At 64.6% G+C, this 19,253-nt stretch carries 17 protein-coding genes and 2 pseudogenes; 7 read left to right on the top strand and 12 right to left on the bottom strand.

From position 1 onward, the window contains the following. Positions 1–148 precede the first annotated feature (148 nt). From PMI02_RS05210 to PMI02_RS05200, 3 genes are read left to right on the top strand one after another with little or no spacing between them, the layout of a single operon-like run. Positions 149–1,756: a hydantoinase/oxoprolinase N-terminal domain-containing protein gene (locus tag PMI02_RS05210; RefSeq protein WP_007679757.1), complete on the top strand. Its 1,608-nt coding sequence runs from the start codon at positions 149–151 to the stop codon at positions 1,754–1,756. After that, on the top strand, positions 1,746–2,849 hold the full coding sequence (locus PMI02_RS05205; RefSeq protein WP_007679754.1) for a DUF917 domain-containing protein: 1,104 nt from the start codon (positions 1,746–1,748) through the stop codon (positions 2,847–2,849). The genes PMI02_RS05210 and PMI02_RS05205 overlap by 11 nt, the downstream gene beginning before the upstream one ends. Then, a complete protein-coding gene (locus tag PMI02_RS05200) occupies positions 2,834–4,132 on the top strand; it encodes a cytosine permease (protein WP_007679751.1) in 1,299 nt (432 codons plus the stop codon). Before PMI02_RS05205 ends, PMI02_RS05200 begins: the two co-directional genes overlap by 16 nt. A 705-nt stretch (positions 4,133–4,837) precedes the next feature. Here the strand turns inward: PMI02_RS05200 and PMI02_RS05195 are convergent. The 3 genes from PMI02_RS05195 to PMI02_RS28155 all read right to left on the bottom strand — a co-directional run bounded on the left by PMI02_RS05195 (position 4,838) and on the right by PMI02_RS28155 (position 6,504). Next, the gene (locus PMI02_RS05195; protein ID WP_007679748.1) at positions 4,838–5,341 is read right to left on the bottom strand and encodes a ferritin-like domain-containing protein; all 504 of its coding nucleotides are present in this window, start codon (positions 5,339–5,341) and stop codon (positions 4,838–4,840) included. 415 nt (positions 5,342–5,756) lie between these two features. Continuing rightward, the gene (locus PMI02_RS05190) at positions 5,757–6,386 is read right to left on the bottom strand and encodes an SDR family oxidoreductase (RefSeq protein ID WP_202948608.1); all 630 of its coding nucleotides are present in this window, start codon (positions 6,384–6,386) and stop codon (positions 5,757–5,759) included. Then, positions 6,307–6,504, bottom strand: a complete 198-nt coding sequence (locus tag PMI02_RS28155; protein WP_007679741.1) for an SDR family NAD(P)-dependent oxidoreductase — start codon at positions 6,502–6,504, stop codon at positions 6,307–6,309. Before PMI02_RS28155 ends, PMI02_RS05190 begins: the two co-directional genes overlap by 80 nt. A 139-nt stretch (positions 6,505–6,643) precedes the next feature. Here PMI02_RS28155 and PMI02_RS05185 point away from each other — a divergent pair, with 139 nt between their 5' ends. Together PMI02_RS05185 and PMI02_RS28335 are read left to right on the top strand one after the other, a co-directional pair. After that, positions 6,644–7,531 (top strand): LysR family transcriptional regulator, encoded by an 888-nt coding sequence (locus tag PMI02_RS05185; RefSeq protein ID WP_007679739.1) that lies wholly within the window; start codon positions 6,644–6,646, stop codon positions 7,529–7,531. A 316-nt stretch (positions 7,532–7,847) separates the two neighbouring features. After that, positions 7,848–8,207: pseudogene (locus PMI02_RS28335) on the top strand (substrate-binding domain-containing protein); the annotation flags it as partial. Between the two features lie 114 nt (positions 8,208–8,321). Here PMI02_RS28335 and PMI02_RS27890 read toward each other — a convergent pair. The 3 genes from PMI02_RS27890 to PMI02_RS05170 all read right to left on the bottom strand — a co-directional run bounded on the left by PMI02_RS27890 (position 8,322) and on the right by PMI02_RS05170 (position 10,955). Continuing rightward, positions 8,322–9,374, bottom strand: coding sequence for a hypothetical protein (locus PMI02_RS27890; RefSeq protein ID WP_007679736.1), 1,053 nt, complete (start codon positions 9,372–9,374; stop codon positions 8,322–8,324). 11 nt (positions 9,375–9,385) lie between these two features. Further along, positions 9,386–10,192: an SDR family NAD(P)-dependent oxidoreductase gene (locus tag PMI02_RS05175; RefSeq protein ID WP_007679733.1), complete on the bottom strand. Its 807-nt coding sequence runs from the start codon at positions 10,190–10,192 to the stop codon at positions 9,386–9,388. Positions 10,193–10,622: 430 nt separating this feature from the next. Next, the gene (locus PMI02_RS05170) at positions 10,623–10,955 is read right to left on the bottom strand and encodes a hypothetical protein (RefSeq protein ID WP_157222388.1); all 333 of its coding nucleotides are present in this window, start codon (positions 10,953–10,955) and stop codon (positions 10,623–10,625) included. Between the two features lie 178 nt (positions 10,956–11,133). Between PMI02_RS05170 and PMI02_RS05165 the strand changes: the two genes are divergently transcribed. Beyond that, positions 11,134–13,719 (top strand): TonB-dependent receptor, encoded by a 2,586-nt coding sequence (locus PMI02_RS05165; RefSeq protein ID WP_007679731.1) that lies wholly within the window; start codon positions 11,134–11,136, stop codon positions 13,717–13,719. Between the two features lie 5 nt (positions 13,720–13,724). Next, positions 13,725–14,819, top strand: coding sequence for a glycerophosphodiester phosphodiesterase (locus tag PMI02_RS05160; protein WP_007679730.1), 1,095 nt, complete (start codon positions 13,725–13,727; stop codon positions 14,817–14,819). 355 nt (positions 14,820–15,174) lie between these two features. Here the strand turns inward: PMI02_RS05160 and speD are convergent, their stop codons facing one another. The 6 genes and pseudogenes from speD to PMI02_RS05135 form a co-directional block, all read right to left on the bottom strand. Continuing rightward, a complete protein-coding gene (speD, locus tag PMI02_RS05155) occupies positions 15,175–15,525 on the bottom strand; it encodes an adenosylmethionine decarboxylase (RefSeq protein WP_007679726.1) in 351 nt (116 codons plus the stop codon). Between the two features lie 2 nt (positions 15,526–15,527). Beyond that, positions 15,528–17,147, bottom strand: a complete 1,620-nt coding sequence (locus PMI02_RS05150; RefSeq protein ID WP_007679721.1) for an NAD(P)/FAD-dependent oxidoreductase — start codon at positions 17,145–17,147, stop codon at positions 15,528–15,530. After that, entirely contained in the window at positions 17,137–18,693 is a 1,557-nt protein-coding gene (locus PMI02_RS05145; RefSeq protein ID WP_007679714.1) for a polyamine aminopropyltransferase, read from the bottom strand. Before PMI02_RS05145 ends, PMI02_RS05150 begins: the two co-directional genes overlap by 11 nt. Further along, positions 18,686–18,895, bottom strand: a complete 210-nt coding sequence (locus tag PMI02_RS05140; RefSeq protein WP_007679712.1) for a DUF350 domain-containing protein — start codon at positions 18,893–18,895, stop codon at positions 18,686–18,688. Before PMI02_RS05140 ends, PMI02_RS05145 begins: the two co-directional genes overlap by 8 nt. 28 nt (positions 18,896–18,923) lie before the next feature. Next, complete coding sequence (locus tag PMI02_RS27575) at positions 18,924–19,067, bottom strand: hypothetical protein (RefSeq protein ID WP_007679711.1); 144 nt, start codon at positions 19,065–19,067, stop codon at positions 18,924–18,926. Next, positions 19,064–19,253, bottom strand: a pseudogene (locus PMI02_RS05135) (DUF4178 domain-containing protein); the annotation flags it as partial. The gene PMI02_RS27575 and the pseudogene PMI02_RS05135, both read right to left, overlap by 4 nt.

Below are 19,253 nucleotides of genomic sequence, written 5' to 3'. Positions count from 1 at the left end.
ACCTACCCGGCCAGACCCCCTGATTACCCGTTTGCCGCAACTGTGCACTCTTATTGCACGTTGCGGCCAAGCCGCGCGCGCCCGTACTCCCCAAGCAGTCGCCCCGGTGAAATGGAGCGGCGGGTTCCAGCAGGTGAGGGAGAAGCGAGTGCGGATTGGCGTCGACGTCGGCGGGACAAACACCGACGCGGTTCTGATGGACGGTGGTCGGGTGCTCGCCTGGACCAAGCAGCCTACCTCGGCCGACGTGGAGACCGGAGTAGCTTCGGCTATCGGGCAAGTCCTTGCCGGGTCGGGAGCGAATCCCGCGCACGTCGCATCGGTAACGATCGGAACCACGCACTTCGTCAACGCGCTGGTCGAGCGCCGCGAGCTCGACCGCGTAGGGGTGCTGCGCCTCGCCAGCCCCTCTGGCGAGGCACTGCCTCCCATGACCGGCTGGCCGCGCGATCTGATGGAATGCATCGGGAGGCGCTACTTCCTGCTACCGGGGGGCTACGAGGTCGATGGCCGCGAGATCGCTCCGCTCGACGAGGCCCGCATCCGTGACGCCGCCCTCGAGCTATGCGCCGAGGGCGTGACCGCGATCGCGATCACCTGCGCTTTCTCGCCCATCAACGGCGACATGGAACACCGCGCCGCCGCCATCGTCCGGGAGGTCCATCCGGACGCCACGCTCACGCTTTCGAGCGAGATAGGACGCCTCGGGCTCATCGAGCGCGAAAACTCCGCAGTCCTCAATGCGGCGATGACCACGCTGGCGCGCCGCGTGGTGCGCTCGTTCTCTCGCGCCGTGTCGGCAATCGGGGTGACCGCCCCGCTCTACATATCGCAGAACGACGGCACGCTGGCATCTGCCGCGCAGGCGGAAGCCTATCCGGTGATGACGATGGGCTCCGGCCCCACCAACTCGATGCGCGGCGCTGCATTCCTCAGCGGGTTTACCGATGCGATCGTCATGGATGTCGGCGGCACCACCACGGACATTGGTGCGCTGTCCTCAGGCTACCCACGCGAATCTGCGATTTCTGCGGACATCGGCGGCGTCAGGACCAACTTCCGCATGCCCGACGTGCTCGCCATCGGCCTCGGCGGCGGCACCCGGGTCCATCTCGACCCCGCGCTGTTCGGGGCAGAGGAACTGGACGAGGCCGCGTTTCGCATCGGCCCGGATTCGCTGGGCTACCGGCTGGCGCAGGAGGGGATGCTGTTCGGCGGCCAGACGCTCACCACCAGCGATCTCGCTCGGATTGCCGGGGTCGTCTCCTTCGGGGACCCGGCCGCTCTGCCCGCCCTGTCGACGGCGGTACTCGATGCCCTCCTGAACCGGATCCGGACCATGCTGGAGGACGGCGGGGACCGCATGAAGACCGCGCGTGGAGAGGTTCCGGTGCTCGCGGTCGGCGGCGGCAACTTCCTCATCCCCAACGACCTGCGCGGCGTCTCTCAGGTGGTCCGCCCGCCGCATGCCGAAGTCGCCAATGCCGTGGGCGCCGCCATCGCCCAGGCGGGCGCGCAAGTCGAGCGCGTCCTCAGTTACGAGGCCATCGACCGCCAGTCCGCGATCGAGCAGGTCGCCGCGCTCGCTCGCGAACAAGTGCTGACCGGCGGCGGCGATCCGGCGACGGTGGCCATCGTCGACGTCGAGGAAACACCCCTCAGCTACCTACCGGGCCGCGCCGTCCAGGTACGCGTGCGCGTGGTCGCCGACCTTGCGGCGCCTTCTTCCCCGATCGGAGCTTCCCATGCTGCTTGACCGCCAGGCCATCGGCGACCTTGCTCTCGGCGCCGCGTTCCTCGGCTCGGGCGGCGGCGGCGATCCCTACTATGCTACATTGCTCGCCGAAGCCGAGTTGGAGCGGCGCGGCCCCTTCGAGGTGATCGGGGTCGACGCGTTGTCCGACGATGCCCTCGTGGTTCCGTGCGGCTGGATCGGAGCGCCCACCGTCTCGGTCGAAAAGCTGCCCAACGGACGCGAGGCGGTCGACGGCCTCAGACGCCTCGAGGAGATCATGGGCCGCAGCATCGACGCGGTGATCCCTATCGAGATCGGCGGCAGCAACGGTCTCGCCCCCTTGTTCGCCGCCGCGCGGCTCGGAATACCCGTGCTGGACTGTGACGGCATGGGCCGGGCCTTCCCGGAATCGCAGATGGCGATCTTCAACATCCGCGGGCTGTCGGCCTGTCCCTCAATCCTGACCGATGCCAGCGGGTCACTGAGCGTCATCGAGAGCGATGACAATTTCGCGCATGAACGCCTGGCCCGCGCTCTTTCCGTGGCGGTGGGAGGTATCGCGCATCTCGTCGAATACCCGCTCACCGGACGGCAGGCGAAGGACCATGCAATCCACGGCACCATCACGGTCGCACGTGCCGTGGGCGCCGCAATCCGAGAGGCCCGAGCGCATGGTGCAGACCCGTTCGCGGCAATGTTCGAAGCGCTGCGGCGCACCGGGCTTTACCGCGAAGCGGGGGTACTTTTCGACGGCAAGATAATCGACATCGACCGTGAGACGCGCAATGGGTTCTCTGTGGGCCGCATCATATTCGAGAGCTTCGACGGCGCGAGCCGAATGGAAATGGACTTCCAAAACGAGAACCTGATAGCTCGGCGCGACGGCGTGGTGGTGGCCACGGTGCCCGACATTCTGACGGTGATGGACCGCGAAACGGCAGACAGCATCACCACCGAACGACTTAAATACGGCCAGCGTGCCAAGGTTGTCGGCGCGGCGGCACCAGCGATCCTGCGCGAGGCCCAGGCGCTCAAGTTCGTCGGCCCGCGCGCCTTCGGCTTCGAGGAAGACTACGTGCCCATCGAGGAGATCGCCGCTTGGCTGAAGCCGTGAGCCATCACGAATCCGGCGACCAGTACGCCAACGCACCCCTGCCCGAGGCGCTGACTGTCGGGGGGTGGCGGGTCGCGCTCATCATCGCCAGCTTCTCGATCTCGCTGCCGACCTTCCTCAACGGCGCGCAGACCTCGTTGGCGCTGGGGTTCTGGCCGGCAGTGCTTGCGGCGTTCCTCGCTGGGCTGTGCCTGTGCGCAGGCGGCTGTCTGACCTCGCTGGTGGCGGTGCGCTCGCGGCTGAACACCTACCTGCTGATCCGGCGTTCGTTCGGCATGAAGGGCGCGGGACTGGTCAACATTATTATCGCGGTGGTCCATTTCTGCTGGTTCGGCGTCAACGTCTCGTTCCTGGGAGACGCAGTGGCGGCGGCGGGCGTGGGTTTCGGCTTCGCGCCCGACCATGTTAGCGTGGTCGTGATAGGCTCACTGCTGATGGCGGTGACCACACTGATTGGCTTCCGCGCGTTGGATCGGCTGGCCATGATCGGCGTGCCGCTGCTTGCCGCCATGATAGTCGCGGTCTGCGTTGCCGCCGCCCGCCGGCATGGCATCGTGCTGAGTCCGCCCGCAACGAGCCAATACCACGTGACCTTCGGCATCGCGATTTCGGCGATCATCGGCGGCGACATGCTGGCGATCGCCACGCTGCCCGACCTCTCGCGCTACACCCGTACCCGCAAGGGCGCCGTTCTGAGCATGGCCTTGTCGTATCCGTTCACCGCGCCTCTGCTGATGGCCGGTGCAGCGCTGGCCGCTCTGGCGACGGGCGAGACCGACATCATGCGGATGATAACCGGGTTCGGGTTTGGCGCATGGGCGCTCCTTCTGCTCGTCATGCCGACCTGGACCCTCAACTCGCTCAACCTCTATTCGGCGAGCCTGTCACTGGCAGCGACGTTTCCCCACGTGCCGCGCTGGGCATTCATTCTCGTCGGCACGGTGATCGGTACCGGACTCGCGCTGATGGGCATCATCGAGGGGTTCATTCCATTTCTCGTCCTGCTGGGCGTCACCATCCCGCCCTTCGCGGCAATCTTCGTGATCGACGGCTGGACGCGGTTCCGCGGCGTCGATCCAGCCGCTTCGATCGAAAATCTGGGCGGCGTACATTGGCCCGCCGTGACCACGTGGGCAGTGACGAGTGGTGTGGCCGCCATCGCGCTACACTACGATGCTACGGCGACAACGGTGCCTGCGCTCGACGCCGTTTTGCTTTCTACCGGCCTTTACCTGCTGCTGACGCTTGGCACGAGACGCTCCCGCGAAACCTCTCCTGCATAAATATCAGAAATCCCCCAGGAGGTCACTCTCAGTGGTTTCCTCGGCACCGTCAGCGCCATTCACTTGATGCGGCGGCGGTTCCGCTACGGACCGGACTGGGCAGAAATGGGTTCCGCGCTTTGCCGTCCAATGGTGCAAGCGAGCTGATATCGACCGCCTGCCCCAAATTCTTTCGCGCGGATTGGAGCATGACTTCGATTTCACATAACACTGCATTCGACTGACGCACTGCCATCCGCAGGCTGCTCGTGCCAAGCGAACCCAAACCTCGGTTTCCAAAGCGCTGCCGAAGAGTGGGGAGGACGCGTCTTCGCAAACGGGACACTCCCGGCTTTTCGACGAAGAAACTTTGTGGTGTGAGCGCTGCCGGGTTCGAACCAGCAACATACTGATTATAAGTTCAGCTCAATTGATGGTTCGCGACCTCTATGCCGACCTGAAGCGGAAACACGGCGAGACCATCGCCGCGAGCGGTCTCGAACACGGCCATGAGGATCGACGGACCCTCGGAAGCAATTCGGTCGCCGCGCTACACGGTCCTTCGTCTGCGCCGCGAGGCTCCGCCGCTCCTTGCGGTTGGCAGATAAACCAGGTTCGGGGAGAGCGTCGGGGCGACTATGCATCACCTGCCCTATTTCCTGAAGGCGCAGTTGAGCCGTTCGGATGGGCCGCTATCTGCCCGAACGCCGGGCAGATAGCGGGAATTCAGGCCGCTTCAGCCTCCAGATTGACCGAGCTTTCTGCGAGCTTCGTCATGTATTCATCGCCGCCGTAGATGTCCTTGGTTGCATCGCGCAGCTTCTTGTTGTCGTCCTTGAGACCAAGAGCCTTGGCATAAGCCGCAGCGGTTCCGAAGCCGGCAATCCCGTAATGGCTCATGCGCTGGTACTGAGCGATGATAAGCACGTCGAGCACGGGCCCTTTAGTCGGTCCCTCCTCGAGAACGTGCTTGGTGGCCTCGGCTACGAGCCCTTCCATGCCCTTGCAATGCTCCTTCGACACCTTTTCTTCCTGGCCGGCGATCAGGTCCTTGAGCACGGCCGTGTGCTCGGTGATCCCGGCATGCGACTTCGTCAGCATTTCCTTGAGCGACGGGTCGCTCGCCTTTGTGGTCAACTTCTTGACGACCTTGAGCATCTGATCGTTGGCCGACCACAGATCCTTCAACTCATCAACGTACACATCGCTCAGATTTTCGGGGGTCGACATTGAAGCTCTCCGGGCCCGGAGCAAAATGCTGCAGGTTTGTAAACAGAGCGCGCGGGAGGCCGGCCAGTTCCATTTAATTTAACAGGCATCGCGCGCCCCAAACGAGCCTCCATTAAGCCTCGACGGCGTTGAACTGCGCTCCGAACACCCCAACGCTCGCCCAACTCTTACCGTGAACTTGCTCGCAGCCGCTCCCTTGCGAAATGCTGGATTGCCTTTCGTTTATAGGTATTTCGGCTGCCACTATCGACCATCGTTGGGACGAAGTCGTCATCCGGGCAAGCGCTGCTGACGACAGCTGTCCCCAGATCGGGCCGGTCGCGAGTATATCTCTCGTCTCACAACCTGAGCGCAAGTCTGCCCGCGATCGGTTCGTCCGCTTTGCGGCAAGCGAATGTGCGAGCGGACGTTTCAGTTAGAAGCTATATCGGCGCATCCCACTATCGACGAGCAGGACTATGCCAGTCACGTAGCGGGCGCGAGGCGAAGCGAGGAAGGTCACTGCGTTCGCCACGTCCTCCGGCCGGCCGAAATCGCGCAGCGCAATCTCTCGGCTGGCGAACTTGACGCGCTCTTCACCGGGATAGAGGCGGCGTATCTGAGCGGTGTCGATCAAGCCCGGCTGGACGCAGTTTACAGTGATGCCGTGCTGGCCAAGTTGCTCCGACAGCCCCTTCGACCACACCTCCAGGCCAGCCTTTGCGACCATCGCCGCGTTGACGACTTCCGGCTCGAGATTGCCCGACAGGCTGATGATTGAGCCAGCGTTGCGCGCGATGAAGTTCGGCAGCAGCTTCTGGGTGAGTTGGCGATGCCGGTCGAAGTTGAGCGTCATTCCTTCGACCCACTGCTCCTCGGGCGCATCGATTTCCATCGGTCGGCTTCCACCGGCGTTGTTGATCAGGATATCGAGGTGGCCGAGCGCGGCCAGCGCAGCGCCGGCGATTTCTGTGGCGCGTCGGGCGTCATGAAGTCCTGCTCGAGCAGGATGGGCCGGGTGCCGCCCTCGGCACCTCGTTCGCGAGGCTGGCGAGCAGCTCGGAATTGCGTGCGGTCGCGAACACCGTGACGCCTTCCGCCGCGAGCGCCTTGACGATGGCGCGCCCCAACCCTTGGCTCGCGCCGGTTACCAGCGCGGTCTTGCCGTTCATGTGCAGGTCCATCGATCCATTTCCTTCAAACAATGCCGCAATCGCGGCCGTATGGACGGCAGATAGACTGACAAGTCGTTGCGCAGTAGCTCGCCTTTCCGGGTTTTACTGTTACAGCTATCCGTAACAGTGGACATGCTACGGAGCTTTGATGGACCTGCTTCAACGGCTCCGCATTTTCGTGGCCGTCGCGGAACGGGGTAGTTTTGCAAGCGCTGCAGAGGCGCTCTCGCTAGCCCGGCCGCGCGTGACGAACGCCATCGCTGCGCTCGAAGGAGAGATGGGCGTACGCCTGGTTCATCGAACCACGCGCCGCACCGTCCTGACGGGCGAGGGCGAAACGCTTTATGATCAGGCGTTGCAACTCCTGAGCGAAGCCGAGCGGACCATGAACCTGTTTGGGGGATCGGCAGCGTCACCGCGCGGCCGGCTTCGGGTCGATGTTCTAGTTGCGCTAGCGCGCTCGGTCATAGTGCCGAAATTGGCCGAGTTCCGATCCACCTATCCTGACATCGAGCTCGTCCTGGGCGTGAGCGATCAGCCGACCGATCTGATCGCCGATGGCATCGATTGCGTGATCCGCATCGGGGACCTCCCTGTCAGCAGCATGGTTGGTCGTTTGATCGGGCGGATCGAACTCATAGTGTGCGGCTCTCCAGGCTATCTGGAAGCGAGAGGGACGCCGCGTGCGATAGCCGACCTCCCGGACCACGACGCGGTTGTCTACTTTTCCGGCCGCGGGAGGCGCCCGGTGGAATGGCACCTAATTGAGGGGGGCGCAGAGCGCTCGGTGCGAATGCGCCCCTCGCTGCTCGTGAATGATTCCGAAGCGTTCGTCGCTTGCGCGGTCGCCGGGCTCGGCCTCATCCAGGTGCCGCGCATAACAGTTGCCGACCACCTCGCACACGGATCGTTGGTCGAACTGCTTGGAGACTTATCCACGGCCAATCGGCCTGTTTCCGTCCTTTACCCAAGCAGGCAGCATCTCACTTCGCAGGTTCGCGCCTTCATCGAGTGGAGTGCCTCGCTCATCGCCTAGGCGCAGCCGCAAACAGTCAATCCATGCATGCGCTACGGGCTTGCTGCGCGGCACTGTCGCCCAGCAGCTCATCAGACCGGTATCGGTAGGGCAGATCTCGGGAAGGTCGCCTTAGTCATTGGCTCCGGAACAGCTGCGATAGGCTGGCCCCTGCGCGTTTACTTCGGAGGATCGCGCTGCGGCCGCGGGCTGACGATTGCGCGAACCTCTGAAACAAGACGGGCCAAGTCATACGGCTTACTCACGAGGCGACCACCACCGGGAATCTCGTCATCTGAAAGAACCACATGGCCCGAGGTGACAAGCAGGTGAACGTCTGGCCACTGCGAATGGACGAACGCGGCAAGTTCCGCCCAAGCCGGACCCAGGCGGCGACTATGCGCAGGAACTGTTCGACAAGGCCGACACTGTGCGCCCCGGCGCGACAGCGGCGCTGAAGGCCAAGGCCACGGCCGTAATCGGTGCGACCGTCGAACCGGCAGCCGCGAAAGCCACGAACCGGCGAGAGGCGATGCTCGAGCGCCGTACCGACGTGTCGATCGGCTACTGGAGTTCACGCAAGACGACGCCTGACCCGGGCGTCACCAAAGTGGAGTTGCCACCCGAACTTGCCGTCACGGCGGACTACGGCCTCGCCATCGTCACAACCGGCAAGGATGCGCCAAGAGAGGCAGCCGCGGCTCGATGGCTCTTTTCCTGCTCTCTCCCGCCGCGCAGAGCATTTTGCCGGAGTATGGATGTAGCATGCGATAGAATGCGCATGCCCCCAAGGCCTGTCGTTGGAGAACGCTCAGCGCCGGACCAGCCCTTTCGGCTGCACTACGCCCAGATCGAGATGTGTCACGATCCCCGGTGCCGCATCGCAAACGGCCGCAACGGCAGTGCAGGCCACGAGCCCAGTCCAAGGCAAGCCCAGGAACGGATGGCGCCCGTCTTCGTCCTCCATCGCCATCAAGTGGCATTCAAGCGGCGGCTCGCCCTTTATCCGCACCCGGTACTTCGCCTCACCCTGCTCCCATACCGGGTCGAGGTCTTCGCCCAGCTGCCAGTAGAAGTGGTACACGATCAGCGGCGCCCCGTCGCACCAGGCGGTCCATTCGTAATGCTGGCCGCCCACGGTGCCCGCCTTCACCTCTCCGTAGAGATGCCGGATGTCCTTCAACGCCCTGGCGACCTCGAACTTGACGGTGACGTTGTCGATCTCCTTGCCCAACCCTTCGGCGATCATCGCCATGCTGGAGTAGAAGTGCTTGTAGGTCTCGGGCGAGCGGCGGGGGTTGGCCAGCAGCTCCTCCGGGTCGGCGCCGAAGCCCATGATCTCGGTGTAGATCATCGGGTTGCGCACCTTGTCGATGATCTCGGACACCTCGATGCAATCGACCCGGCTCATGAGGCGGGCCAGCGTCAGGGGCAGGATGTCTCCGGCGAAACCAGGGTGGATGCCACAGCCATGGAACGAGACCTGGCCTTCGCGGCACGCCGCCTCGATCCGCGCGGTCTCCTCGGGCAGCCACTTGTTGGGCAGAAACGGGCCGGCCGGCGAGACGACGTTCTTGCCCGAGGCGAGCAACTGGCACACCTGCTCGAGCGGCGGCGTCATCATGCTGGGCGAGAACAGGACGCAATCGGCGTCCATCGCCAGGATCGCGTCGATGTCGCTGGTCGCCCTAATGCCGGTGTCGGCCAGCGCGACTAGCTCCCCGGCGTCCTTGCCGACCTTTTCCGGATTAGTGACGTAGACCCCGACCAAGTCGATGACCGGGTTCTCGATGAAGTATCGGAGTGCAGCACTGCCGACCGTGCCGGTGGCCCACTGGATAACGCGATAGGTCTTTTCAGCCACGCGATTACTCCTCAGTTAAGGCCGCGGCTCTGGCCGCCATCGACGCGGTAGTTGGCACCGGTGATGAAGCCGGAAAGCGGACTCGCGAGCAGGCATGCCACCATCGCTAGTTCGGACGGCTTGCCGACGCGGCCGACGGGCGGAATCTCGAACACCTGTGCTTCGCCGAAGCGCTGGCACACGTCCTCGAAGCTCATGTCGGGATCGCCGAACTTCTCGCGCCCGAAGCGCAAAAGACCGTCGACCATGATGATGCCGGGGGTGAGGATATTGGCGGTCACGCCGACGCCGCGCAGCGATCCCGCAATGCTCACGGTGAAGTTGTTGAGCGCGGCTTTCGCGGCGGAATAGTCCGCGCCCATGTAGTTCGGCTGCATCGCCACCGCGCTCGACACGTTGATGATGCGCCCGAAACCCGCCGCCACCATGTCGGGCACGCACAGCTGACACAGCTGCACCGCGCCCATCGTGTTCGCCCGGTAATTCGACAGGAAGTCGGCAGCATCGATCTCCACCGGCGCCTTGGACGAGTTGCCTTCCGAATTGCCGCCAGCATTGTTGATCAGGATTTCGACGTTGCCGCCGAGCGCTGCGACCGCCTCGGCATGGACGGCCTGCGCCCCGCCATCATCGGCGAGCTCACCGATGGCGATGCCGGCCGCACCGATCGCGCTGGCGACCGCCTGCGCACGCTCCCGGTTACGACCGTGGACGACAACACGAGCGCCTTCCTCGGCAAGCATGCGCGCGATGGCCTCGCCGATGCCGCTACTGCTGCCGGTGACCAGCACGCGCCGTCCTGCCAGGTTCAGGTCCATTCGTGTCTCCACCAATCGCTTGTCGGATAGACACCACGATGCACGCTGCCGTTCCATTCCCAGATGGGGATCCTTCGCCTGCGTTTCTCCTTGTCGGCGTTGACAGCGATATGAGCCATTCATTGGTCGACTCATGAGCGGTCGGCTTTGGGGCGCGAGTTGCCACCACCACCCTGCCCTGGCGCAGTTCTTCGCCCTGATTCCGGACGTTCACGAGCCTAAATGACATGCCAATTCCGGCTCTTCGTTCATCGCCTTAAAGCGCGACCTAACCGCCGTTCCTGATCGAACGGGGAACGGCGGCTTCCGAAATAACCTGCCTATGTGGACCGAAATCAAGCATCGCAGAATTGGCTATTTAAGTCGTGAAACTCACAATACGGGCCGGGTTTTGAAAATCCGGCAACGAAAACAAGGGGCTGCGAGTTTGTCAGCGACGTGCCTTGTCCCGCCACGTCAGCATGGCTTCCGGTTCGTCGGTCAGCAGCATCGATGCGCCCTCCCGAACCAGGCGGCCCCACACGGCTTCCGGCGCGCGCAAGGCATCCTTTTCGCTGCCAGCGCCGATGACGAAGTTGCCATCGATCATGTTGACCCACACGCGCACGCCCAGCGTTTTGGCGCGCTGCGAAATGGCGGGAAGTGCAGCGAGCGGCAGGCGGTAGGGGAGTTCGATGCCTACCGGCTTGGTCTTGCCCGCCATCTGGGCGGAAATCATGTCGGGTATGGCGTTGCCGCTGTCATCGCCGTCCTGCGCGATCACCAGAAAGGGCACCTGGTCGTAAGGCGCCATCGATGCCAGTGGCTGTCAACTTCGTAATGTCCGCGAGGACTTCGCATATGAATTCATAATGTCATCAAAGTTAAGTCAAACCGCCATCATCCTTGCCTAACCGACGCTGTGTCCGGGGGAACCGGCGAGCTTGAGGGAACACATTCGCATGAAGGCAATTCGATCCACGGCCAACGCCGTGCGCTGGGCAATGCTCGCTGGCACCGCCCTCTCATTGTGTTCGGCGACGCACGCAGTAGCTGCTGACGAAGCCGCGGCGGACGCGGCCGCGGCGGCCGAAGCCGACGACGCGGGCAACGGCGGCGCCATCATCGTCACCGGCGCCAAGTCGACCCGGTCGGCCACGGCGATTTCGGAAGTCGAGATCCAGAAGATCCTGCCCGGCGTCTCGCCCCTGAAGGCGATCCAAACGCTGCCCGGCGTCCTCTACATCACCGCCGATCCCTGGGGTAACAACGAGCAGAACGCGCAGATCTTCATCCACGGATTTGCCGGCAACCAGCTCGGCTACACCATGGACGGCATCCCGTTGGGCGACCAGAGCTACGGCAACTACAACGGCCTGTCCCCGCAGCGCGCGGTCATTTCGGAGAACGTCGGCCGGGTCGTCGTGGCCACCGGCGCGGGCGATCTCGCGACGCCTTCGAACAGCAACCTCGGCGGCACGGTGGAGACGTTCTCGTCCGACCCGATGGACGCATTCGGCATCCGCGGCGCCCAGACGGTGGGCAGCTACGACACCTCGCGCACGTACCTGCGCGTCGACAGCGGCGACATCGGCGGCGGCAATTCGGGCTACATCTCGGGCGTGCGGCAGCGTGCGCGGGCCTGGGACTTCGATGGCATCCAGAAGGGCTGGCAGGCCAATGCAAAGTTCGTCCACGATGCCGATGCTGGCAAGCTGACGCTCTACTTCGACTACAACGACATGACGCAGCCGAACGAGGATGCGACCGTCTTCTTCAAGCCCTCCGCAGGCGGCACGGCCACCCCGGCCCAGCTGTTCACGCCCTACACCAAGCCGTTCTTCTATCCCGATTTCGATGGCTACCAGACCGGCTACCTGAGCTCGCTCGGCAACTCGCCCGCCGCCGACGGCAGCAATTATCGCAACTACTACTCGGATGCGCAGCGGACCGACTATCTCGGCTACGTGCGCTACGACGCGCACCTGTCCGACAAGATCACCTGGTCGAACACCGGCTATTATCACCACAATGACGGTGCAGGCGTCGTCGCCGGCCCGCTCGGCCAGTCGATCACCACGGCGCAGGCTTATCTCGACCCCAATTATGCGATCCTGCCGGCCAACTGCCGCTTCACCGCCAACAACAACGGCGTCCGCCCGTCCACCTGTACGGCGCTGACGAGCGCGCAGGCCGCGGCATCCGGGGCCGCGCTGGTAGCTGCCACCGGCGGTTCGGGCCTGATCACCCGCACCACCGAATACCGCATCGACCGCGAAGGCTTGATTACCGCGGTGAACCTCGATTTGGGCGCTCACAGGATCGAATTCGGCGGCTGGTTCGAGCACAACAGCACGACACAGTGGCGCCGCTGGTACGCGGTCCCCGTCGCTGATGCGTCGCTAAGCACACCTTACGTGCGCCCTAATGACGTGATGGACCCGCTGTTCACGCAGTATCAGGGCGAGGCGCGGATCAAGCAGCTGCAGCTCCACATCCAGGACACCTGGCAGGCGACCGACCAGCTGCTCATCCAGGGCGGCTTCAAGACCAGCGCGCAATGGGCGAGCGGCCGCTTCCCGGTGCAGCCGAAGGTCGGCTCGCTGGGCGGCACCACCGCGCTGCCCGAAGGAAAGATCAACACCAAGAACTGGTTCCTGCCGGCCTTCGGCGCGACGTATGACTTCAACGGCCACGAGCAGGTCTACTTCAACGTCCAGAAGAACCTGCGCCAGTACCAGGCCTATCTGGCGGGCGGCGGCGGTCCCTGGTTCACCGGCAGCCAGGCCGCGTTCGACGCCTTCGCCGACGAGGGCAAGCCCGAGACCAGCTGGACCTACGAGGCAGGCCTGCGCACCAGCCGCACGTTCTCCAATGGCTTCGCGATCCAGGCGCAGATCAACTACTATCACGTCGATTTCAGCGACCGCCTGCTCGCCATTCCGACCAACCCGGGCGGGATCGCGGGCAGCGGCATCACCGGCGGCACCTCGACGCTGGTCAACGTCGGCGACGTGAAAACGGACGGCGTCGATGCCGCGATCACGGTGCGCGTCGGGCGCACGTTCTCGCTCTACAATGCCGTCTCGTACAACCTCTCCAAGTACCAGAACGACTACACTTCGACCGCGCTGGGCATCGGCGCCGCCACCGACACCTGCATCGGCGGCTTCGTCGTTACGGGCGGCATCGTGCCGACCTGTGGCAAGCAGCTCCCCGGCACGCCCAAGTGGATGAACAAGACGGTCGCGACGCTCAACGTCGGTCCGATTGAAGTGCAGGCGATCGGCGACTACGTCGGCCGCCGCTTCGCCACCTTCACCAACGACACCAGCGTCTCCTCGTACTTCCTGACCTCGCTGCGCGTCGCCGCACGGGTTCCGGACGATGTCCTGCCACTGCAGAAGGTAGAACTCGCCCTCAACGTCACCAACCTGACCGACAAGAAGGGCGTATCGACGCTGTCGATCGGATCGGCCACGAACAGCTATTCCGCCTATCCAATCGCGCCGCGCCAGTGGTTCCTGACGCTCTCGGCGGCCTATTGAGCGCGATGTTCTCAAGACGCACGACACTGATCGGCGGCGCTGCCTTGGCCTGCGCCGCCGCCCTTCCCGCGAAAGCGGCGGCGAAGCGCAAGGCGCCGCCGCTGGTGATGGGCCACCGCGGCGCTTCGGCGCTCCGGCCCGAGCACACGCTCGCGTCCTACGCCAAGGCGATCGAGGACGGCGCGGACTTCATCGAGCCCGACCTGGTGGCGACGAAGGACGGAGTCCTCGTCGCCCGGCACGAGAACAACATCGCCGAAACCACCGACGTCGAGGCACACCCGCAATTCGCCAGCCGCCGCGCGACCAAGACGATCGACGGTGAAAAGGTCACCGGCTGGTTCACCGAGGACTTTACTCTCGTCGAACTCAAGCAGCTGCGCGCGCGCGAACGACTGAGGGCCATGCGCCCCGAAAGCCAGTCCTACGACGGCGCCTTCCAACTCGTCACCTTCGAGGAAATCGTCGATTTCACCGCCGCCGAAGCGGCAGCGCGGGGACGGCCGATCGGGCTGATCCCCGAAATCAAGCATGGCACCTACTTCGCCAGCATCGGCCTTCCGCTCGAGCCGCGCCTGCTGGCGTTGATCGGCCTGAGCAGCTACCTGCGGCGCGCGCCGCTGGTCGTGCAGTCGTTCGAGGTCGGCAATCTCAAGGCGCTGCGTCCGAAAGTGGCGGGCTTTGCCAACGTCCAGCTCATGCAGTTGATCGAAGCGCCGCAGAACACGCCCTACGATCTCGTCGCCACTGGCCGGAAAGGGACTTACGCTGACATGATGTCGCCCAAAGGCCTCGCCGAAATCGCCACGTATGCCGATTGGCTTTCCCCTCCGGTCCGCGCCTATATCCCGCTCGACGCCGCGGGCCGGCTTGGCGCCTCGACAGGCCTCGCCGCTGCGGCGCAGCGGGCGGGCCTGCTGGCGGGCACTTGGACGTTTCGTCCGGAGAACCGCTTCCTGGCAGCCGATTTTCGTGACGGCGCCGGCGAAGACGCGCGCAATCCGACCGGAAGTATCGCCGAGATACGACGTTATCTCGCCGAGGGCCTCGATGGCTTTTTCACCGACGACCCGAAGCTGGGGCGGCAAGCGGTCAAGTAACGGTAGTCTAGATGCTAGCCGGCGCCCTCATTGCCGGCGCCGGTGTTCCAGGCCATCGAACCGCCCTGATCCTCCCGCAATGCCAAGGGAGTCGAGCACCCGTCTGCGCTCGGCTTCCGACAGTTCACATATCCGACGCCTTTGGCCGGACGATCGCTTCGTTGAGGCCACGCCATCGGGCTGTTCGAGCGCATAGCGGATCGCACCCGCGATCACGTCTGGGGCCAACGATTTCTGCCGTCAGCCCGCCGAAGCCACAGCGATCTCGGGATCGGTGATATCATCTCCCAGTTCCGGTCCTGGTTGCTCCCGGTGAGACGTGGGTAGAGCGTATCTGGTCATCTCCTGCCTCGACTTAGCCAAGTCTCGAGATGGACTTTTCCAGCCGAATGCGTCCCTCTAGGCGGCGACGGATCACTTCCAGACCTGCCTTCGCATCGGCCTGAAGGCCGCAGACGAACAGATCGATCGCGGCAATGCCGTGTTCTGGCCAAGTGTGGATCGAAATGTGCGATTCCGCTAACAGTGCAACGCCGGTTATACCCATTCCGGGACCGAAGTGATGGAGGTGGACACCAAGCACCGTGACACGCGCGGCAATTGCAGCTTCGCGCAAGGTCGCCTCGATCAGGTCCAGATCACCCAGCCCCCTGCATTGCTCGATGTCGGCGATCAGGTGAAGACTGGTTTCAGGTGAGTGCGCCATTTTCAGGCGAGCCTCTCGTAGGCTAGGCCCAAGTGGGACAGAGTTCGCTCTCCCGCGGTGACGCCGCGGTAATGCGCTTCCTCGAACAGCGAAAGACCGCTGAGATCGGAATGCGCAAAGAGCACCGGCGGCTGCGACTCGCGGGCGCGCTGCCGAGCCGGGTCGGTCAGGAAACCGGGCGTCGGGCGTATCATCGCATGACCCCAGCGCCACACGTCGATCCGCTCGATGGCGCCCTCCAGATCCGGGTTCATTCCCATAAGGTCGCGCAGCACCAGCGCCTGCCACTGCTCAAGCGAGCGCGTCAGCATTATCTTGCGCGCGGTCTGCGGGGCCTCCTTCGACATGGGGTAATACCAGGTCAGCACCGTGGGCCCGGTCGGGTCGCTGGCGCTCTGATGCGTGGCGACGACGTATCCGAGTGAATTGCTCGCGGTGGAGACGTTGTCCCATGCAAGCGAAACGCCTTTGCCCTCCGGGTGCCTACTGACTGTGACGTTGGCGACGACCCAGGGCGCATAGCTGAACGCCCCGGCGTCGCAAAGTTCAGGCGCTATGCGCGACGCGACGAAATGCGGCATCGCCATGATCACGACTTTAGCCCGCAGCCGGCGGCTGCGCGCATTCGCGTGATCGTGTACGTCGACCTCCGCCGTATTCCCGTCGGGCGAACGGACGACGCGGAACACGCTGTGAGCGGGCCGGAGCTGCGAACTGATGCGCCTGGCCATCAAAGTAGCGAGGCGGTCGTTGCCCTCGGGCCAGGTCAGTTCGCGATCGCCGTCGCCGTTGGCGGCCCACCCTCGGCGGGCGGCGAAGTAGTGGATGCCCGCCCAGGCCGAGACGTGCTCGGGCTCGGCGCCGTAATCGTCGCGGCAGCAGTAGCGCAGGTAGGCACGCAAAGCGGGGGCAGTGAGTTCTCGCGCATCCAGCCAGGCCGCGAAGGTCAGGCCGTCCAGCGCGGTGAAGCGCGGATCGCGGCTCGATAGCGCCATGGGAATGGCAAAGGCAGGCCGCCCGTCGTTACCGATGGCTACCCTGAAGCTGGCCATGGCGTCCTCGAATGCCTTGTAATCGGCCCGCTCCGGCGATGCGAGGCCGGTCTGCGGGAACAGGCCCTCCTGCCATTGCCCGCGCCAAAGCAGGCGTTCCTCCAGGTCGGCGCAGAGCTGGTAGGGATCGTAGACCGGGCCTGCCGCTCCGTCCCCGGTTATAATCCCGAACCCGCGCAGCATTTGGCGCAAGGCACCCGCCTCTCGGTTCGGGACGGGGAGATAATGCGCCCCCAGCGGGTAGGCGCTCACGGAATTGCGGCCCGAGCGGGCATTGCCGCCAGTGCGGTCCTCCAGCTCGAACAGGGTGAAGTTGGCGAACCCCGCCTCGGCCAGCCGCCAGCCGGTGGCAAGGCCGGCGATGCCGCCGCCGGCGATCACGACGTCCACTTCCTCGACCGGGCCTTCAGGCTCCGGGAAGCCGCCGTCGCGCAAGAGGTGGCCACGCCGCCAGTCGGCACCGTCCAGCGTACCTGCCACGGGGGTCTGGGCGCAGCCGCCCAGCAGCGCAGCGCCGAGCGCGGCCGAGCCGCCCGCGAGCACTTCGCGGCGACTGGCATCAACCTTCATACTGTCCCCACTCGCGCGCGAAGCTGCGCACCAGCGCCTGGTTGTCGAGGCGGTTCACCGGCGTGGGGCGGCGTGCCATGTCTGGCGGAAAATCGAACATCGCTCGCTCGCTGGCAGGCGTCAGAAACCGCAGGCCCGGAGGAACATGCACTGCATCCTCAACCGCCCGATGCGCAGCCAGGGTGAAGCCCCATTCGCCGAAGCTGGGCACATAGGCATGGTAGCCCCTAGCCCGCAGACCGGCAGATTCCAGCGTCGTGGCGACGGTCCAGTACGATGCGGGCGCTACCAGCGGCGAAGTGCTCTGCACGGTCATCACCCCATCGGGCGCAAGCAGACGCGCGACTTCGCGGTAGAAGGTCTCGGTGTAGAGTTTGCCCAGCGAGAACTCCGTGGGATCGGGAAAGTCGATGATGACGGCGTCGTAGCTCCCTTTCGCGGCCCGCACCCAGCGAAAGGCGTCGGCGTTGTGGACGGTCATGCGGGGCGATGAAAGCGCCCCTGCATTGAGCTGCGACAGTTGCGGACTGTCGCGGAAAAGACGCGTCATCTCGGGGTCGAGATCGACTAGCGTAACATGGCCCACCCGCGCGTCCTTGAGCACTTCGCGCGCGGCAAGGCCGTCGCCTCCGCCAAGAATCAGCACGGCGCGCGGGGACGCCACGCGGCCCAGGACCGGCCAGACCAGCGCCTCGTGGTAGCGGTACTCATCGCGGGTGGAGAATTGCAGGTTGCCGTTGAGATACAGCCGAAGGTCGTTACCGCGGCGGGTCAGGACGATGCGCTGATAAGGCGTGGAACGTGCGTAGATCACCGGCTCGGCATAGAATGCCACTTCCGACCAGCGCTGCAGGCGGTCGGCAAAGACCATCCCGCAGACGAGGCTCGCGGTTACCATCAGCGCAGCGAGCACGTCTCCGGCGATACGGCGCTGGCGGCGCAGCGCTACCAGCAGCGCAAGCGCCACGGCGACGTTTGCGAGGCCGAAAACGAAGCCGGTGCGGATCATGCCCAGCCACGGCACCAGCACGAGCGGGAACAGCAGCGAGGCGATCAGCGCGCCGACGTAATCGTAAGTCAGGACATTGGAGACCAGCTCCCGAAACGCGAAGCGGTGGCGCAGGATGCGGATGAGGAGCGGAATTTCCAGCCCCACCAACGCGCCGATCGCCAGCACCAGGGCATAGAGCACGAGGCGAAAATCGCCGACCAGCGGAAACAGCAGGAACAGGCCCGCCGCTGACCAGCCCCCCAGCATCGCGATGAGGATCTCCACGCGCACGAAAACGCCCATCTCGTCACGCCGGACATGGCGTGAGAGCCAGCTGCCCACGCCCATCGCGAACAGGTAGGTGCCGATGACGGTCGAGAACTGGGTGACGCTGTCGCCCAGCAGATAGCTCGCCAGCGTTCCCGCCAGCAGTTCGTAGATGAGGCCGCAAGTCGCCACGACCAGGACCGAAACCAGCAGGATCACAGCGAGCGAGCCGGCCGCGCGCCCGTCGGCTCCGTCTCCAGGCCCCGCCGAGACTTCCATTTCAGCCATGCACGGCGGCGGCGATGATGTTGGAAATGCCGATCGCGACCGAACCGGCCAGAACCGCGACCGCCAGGTTCTTACGCTCGATGATCTCGCGCCACAACTCGCCGGGCGTCAGCTTGTCGACCAGCACGAAGCTGAGCACGAAGATGATGATACCCATGCCCGCGTAGAGCAAGGTGGCAAGGAAGATCGGGAGAGTGAGCATGGGGCAGGCTCCTTGATGACAGGTGAATTTACTTGTGAGTGGGACCGTAGAAGCCTGCGCGGGAGGACCGCTGCTCGTCCGTATACGGCGACCAGGCCAGGAAAGAGGCATAAGAAGCACCGCCGAGCACGAGCAGGCACCAGACGGCGAACACGATCAGGCGCGGCGTCATGGCATCATCTCGCGGAAGCGCCGCCATGTGGCGATGCAGGGGAACAGCAGCAGGAGCAGCGAGGCGGTCCACCAGTTTCCCCACGGCAGCGCGCCGGTCTCGGCCTCGATCGAAACGGTGATGGTCTCCGGGCTCGACCAGCTACCAGCCACGGCCGGTGGATCGGCAGGCCAGCCGTGGGCAGCG

It is taken from the genome of Novosphingobium sp. AP12, from assembly GCF_000281975.1.
Lineage (GTDB): Bacteria > Pseudomonadota > Alphaproteobacteria > Sphingomonadales > Sphingomonadaceae > Novosphingobium.
The sequence above is the reverse complement of the archived record's forward strand: the minus strand, read 5'-3'. Positions and strand labels throughout refer to the sequence as shown.

What these genes read in the sequence shown, in the direction of transcription:
- PMI02_RS05160 (WP_007679730.1), top strand. Translation starts at nt 13,725, where the DNA reads ATGTTCTCAAGACGCACGACACTGATCGGCGGCGCTGCCTTGGCCTGC.
- PMI02_RS05195 (WP_007679748.1), bottom strand. Translation starts at nt 5,341, where the DNA reads ATGTCGACCCCCGAAAATCTGAGCGATGTGTACGTTGATGAGTTGAAG.
- PMI02_RS05185 (WP_007679739.1), top strand. Translation starts at nt 6,644, where the DNA reads ATGGACCTGCTTCAACGGCTCCGCATTTTCGTGGCCGTCGCGGAACGG.
- PMI02_RS28155 (WP_007679741.1), bottom strand. Translation starts at nt 6,504, where the DNA reads ATGGACCTGCACATGAACGGCAAGACCGCGCTGGTAACCGGCGCGAGC.
- PMI02_RS05175 (WP_007679733.1), bottom strand. Translation starts at nt 10,192, where the DNA reads ATGGACCTGAACCTGGCAGGACGGCGCGTGCTGGTCACCGGCAGCAGT.
- PMI02_RS05205 (WP_007679754.1), top strand. Translation starts at nt 1,746, where the DNA reads ATGCTGCTTGACCGCCAGGCCATCGGCGACCTTGCTCTCGGCGCCGCG.
- PMI02_RS05140 (WP_007679712.1), bottom strand. Translation starts at nt 18,895, where the DNA reads ATGCTCACTCTCCCGATCTTCCTTGCCACCTTGCTCTACGCGGGCATG.
- PMI02_RS27575 (WP_007679711.1), bottom strand. Translation starts at nt 19,067, where the DNA reads ATGACGCCGCGCCTGATCGTGTTCGCCGTCTGGTGCCTGCTCGTGCTC.
- speD (WP_007679726.1), bottom strand. Translation starts at nt 15,525, where the DNA reads ATGGCGCACTCACCTGAAACCAGTCTTCACCTGATCGCCGACATCGAG.
- PMI02_RS05165 (WP_007679731.1), top strand. Translation starts at nt 11,134, where the DNA reads ATGAAGGCAATTCGATCCACGGCCAACGCCGTGCGCTGGGCAATGCTC.
- PMI02_RS05145 (WP_007679714.1), bottom strand. Translation starts at nt 18,693, where the DNA reads ATGGCTGAAATGGAAGTCTCGGCGGGGCCTGGAGACGGAGCCGACGGG.
- PMI02_RS05150 (WP_007679721.1), bottom strand. Translation starts at nt 17,147, where the DNA reads ATGAAGGTTGATGCCAGTCGCCGCGAAGTGCTCGCGGGCGGCTCGGCC.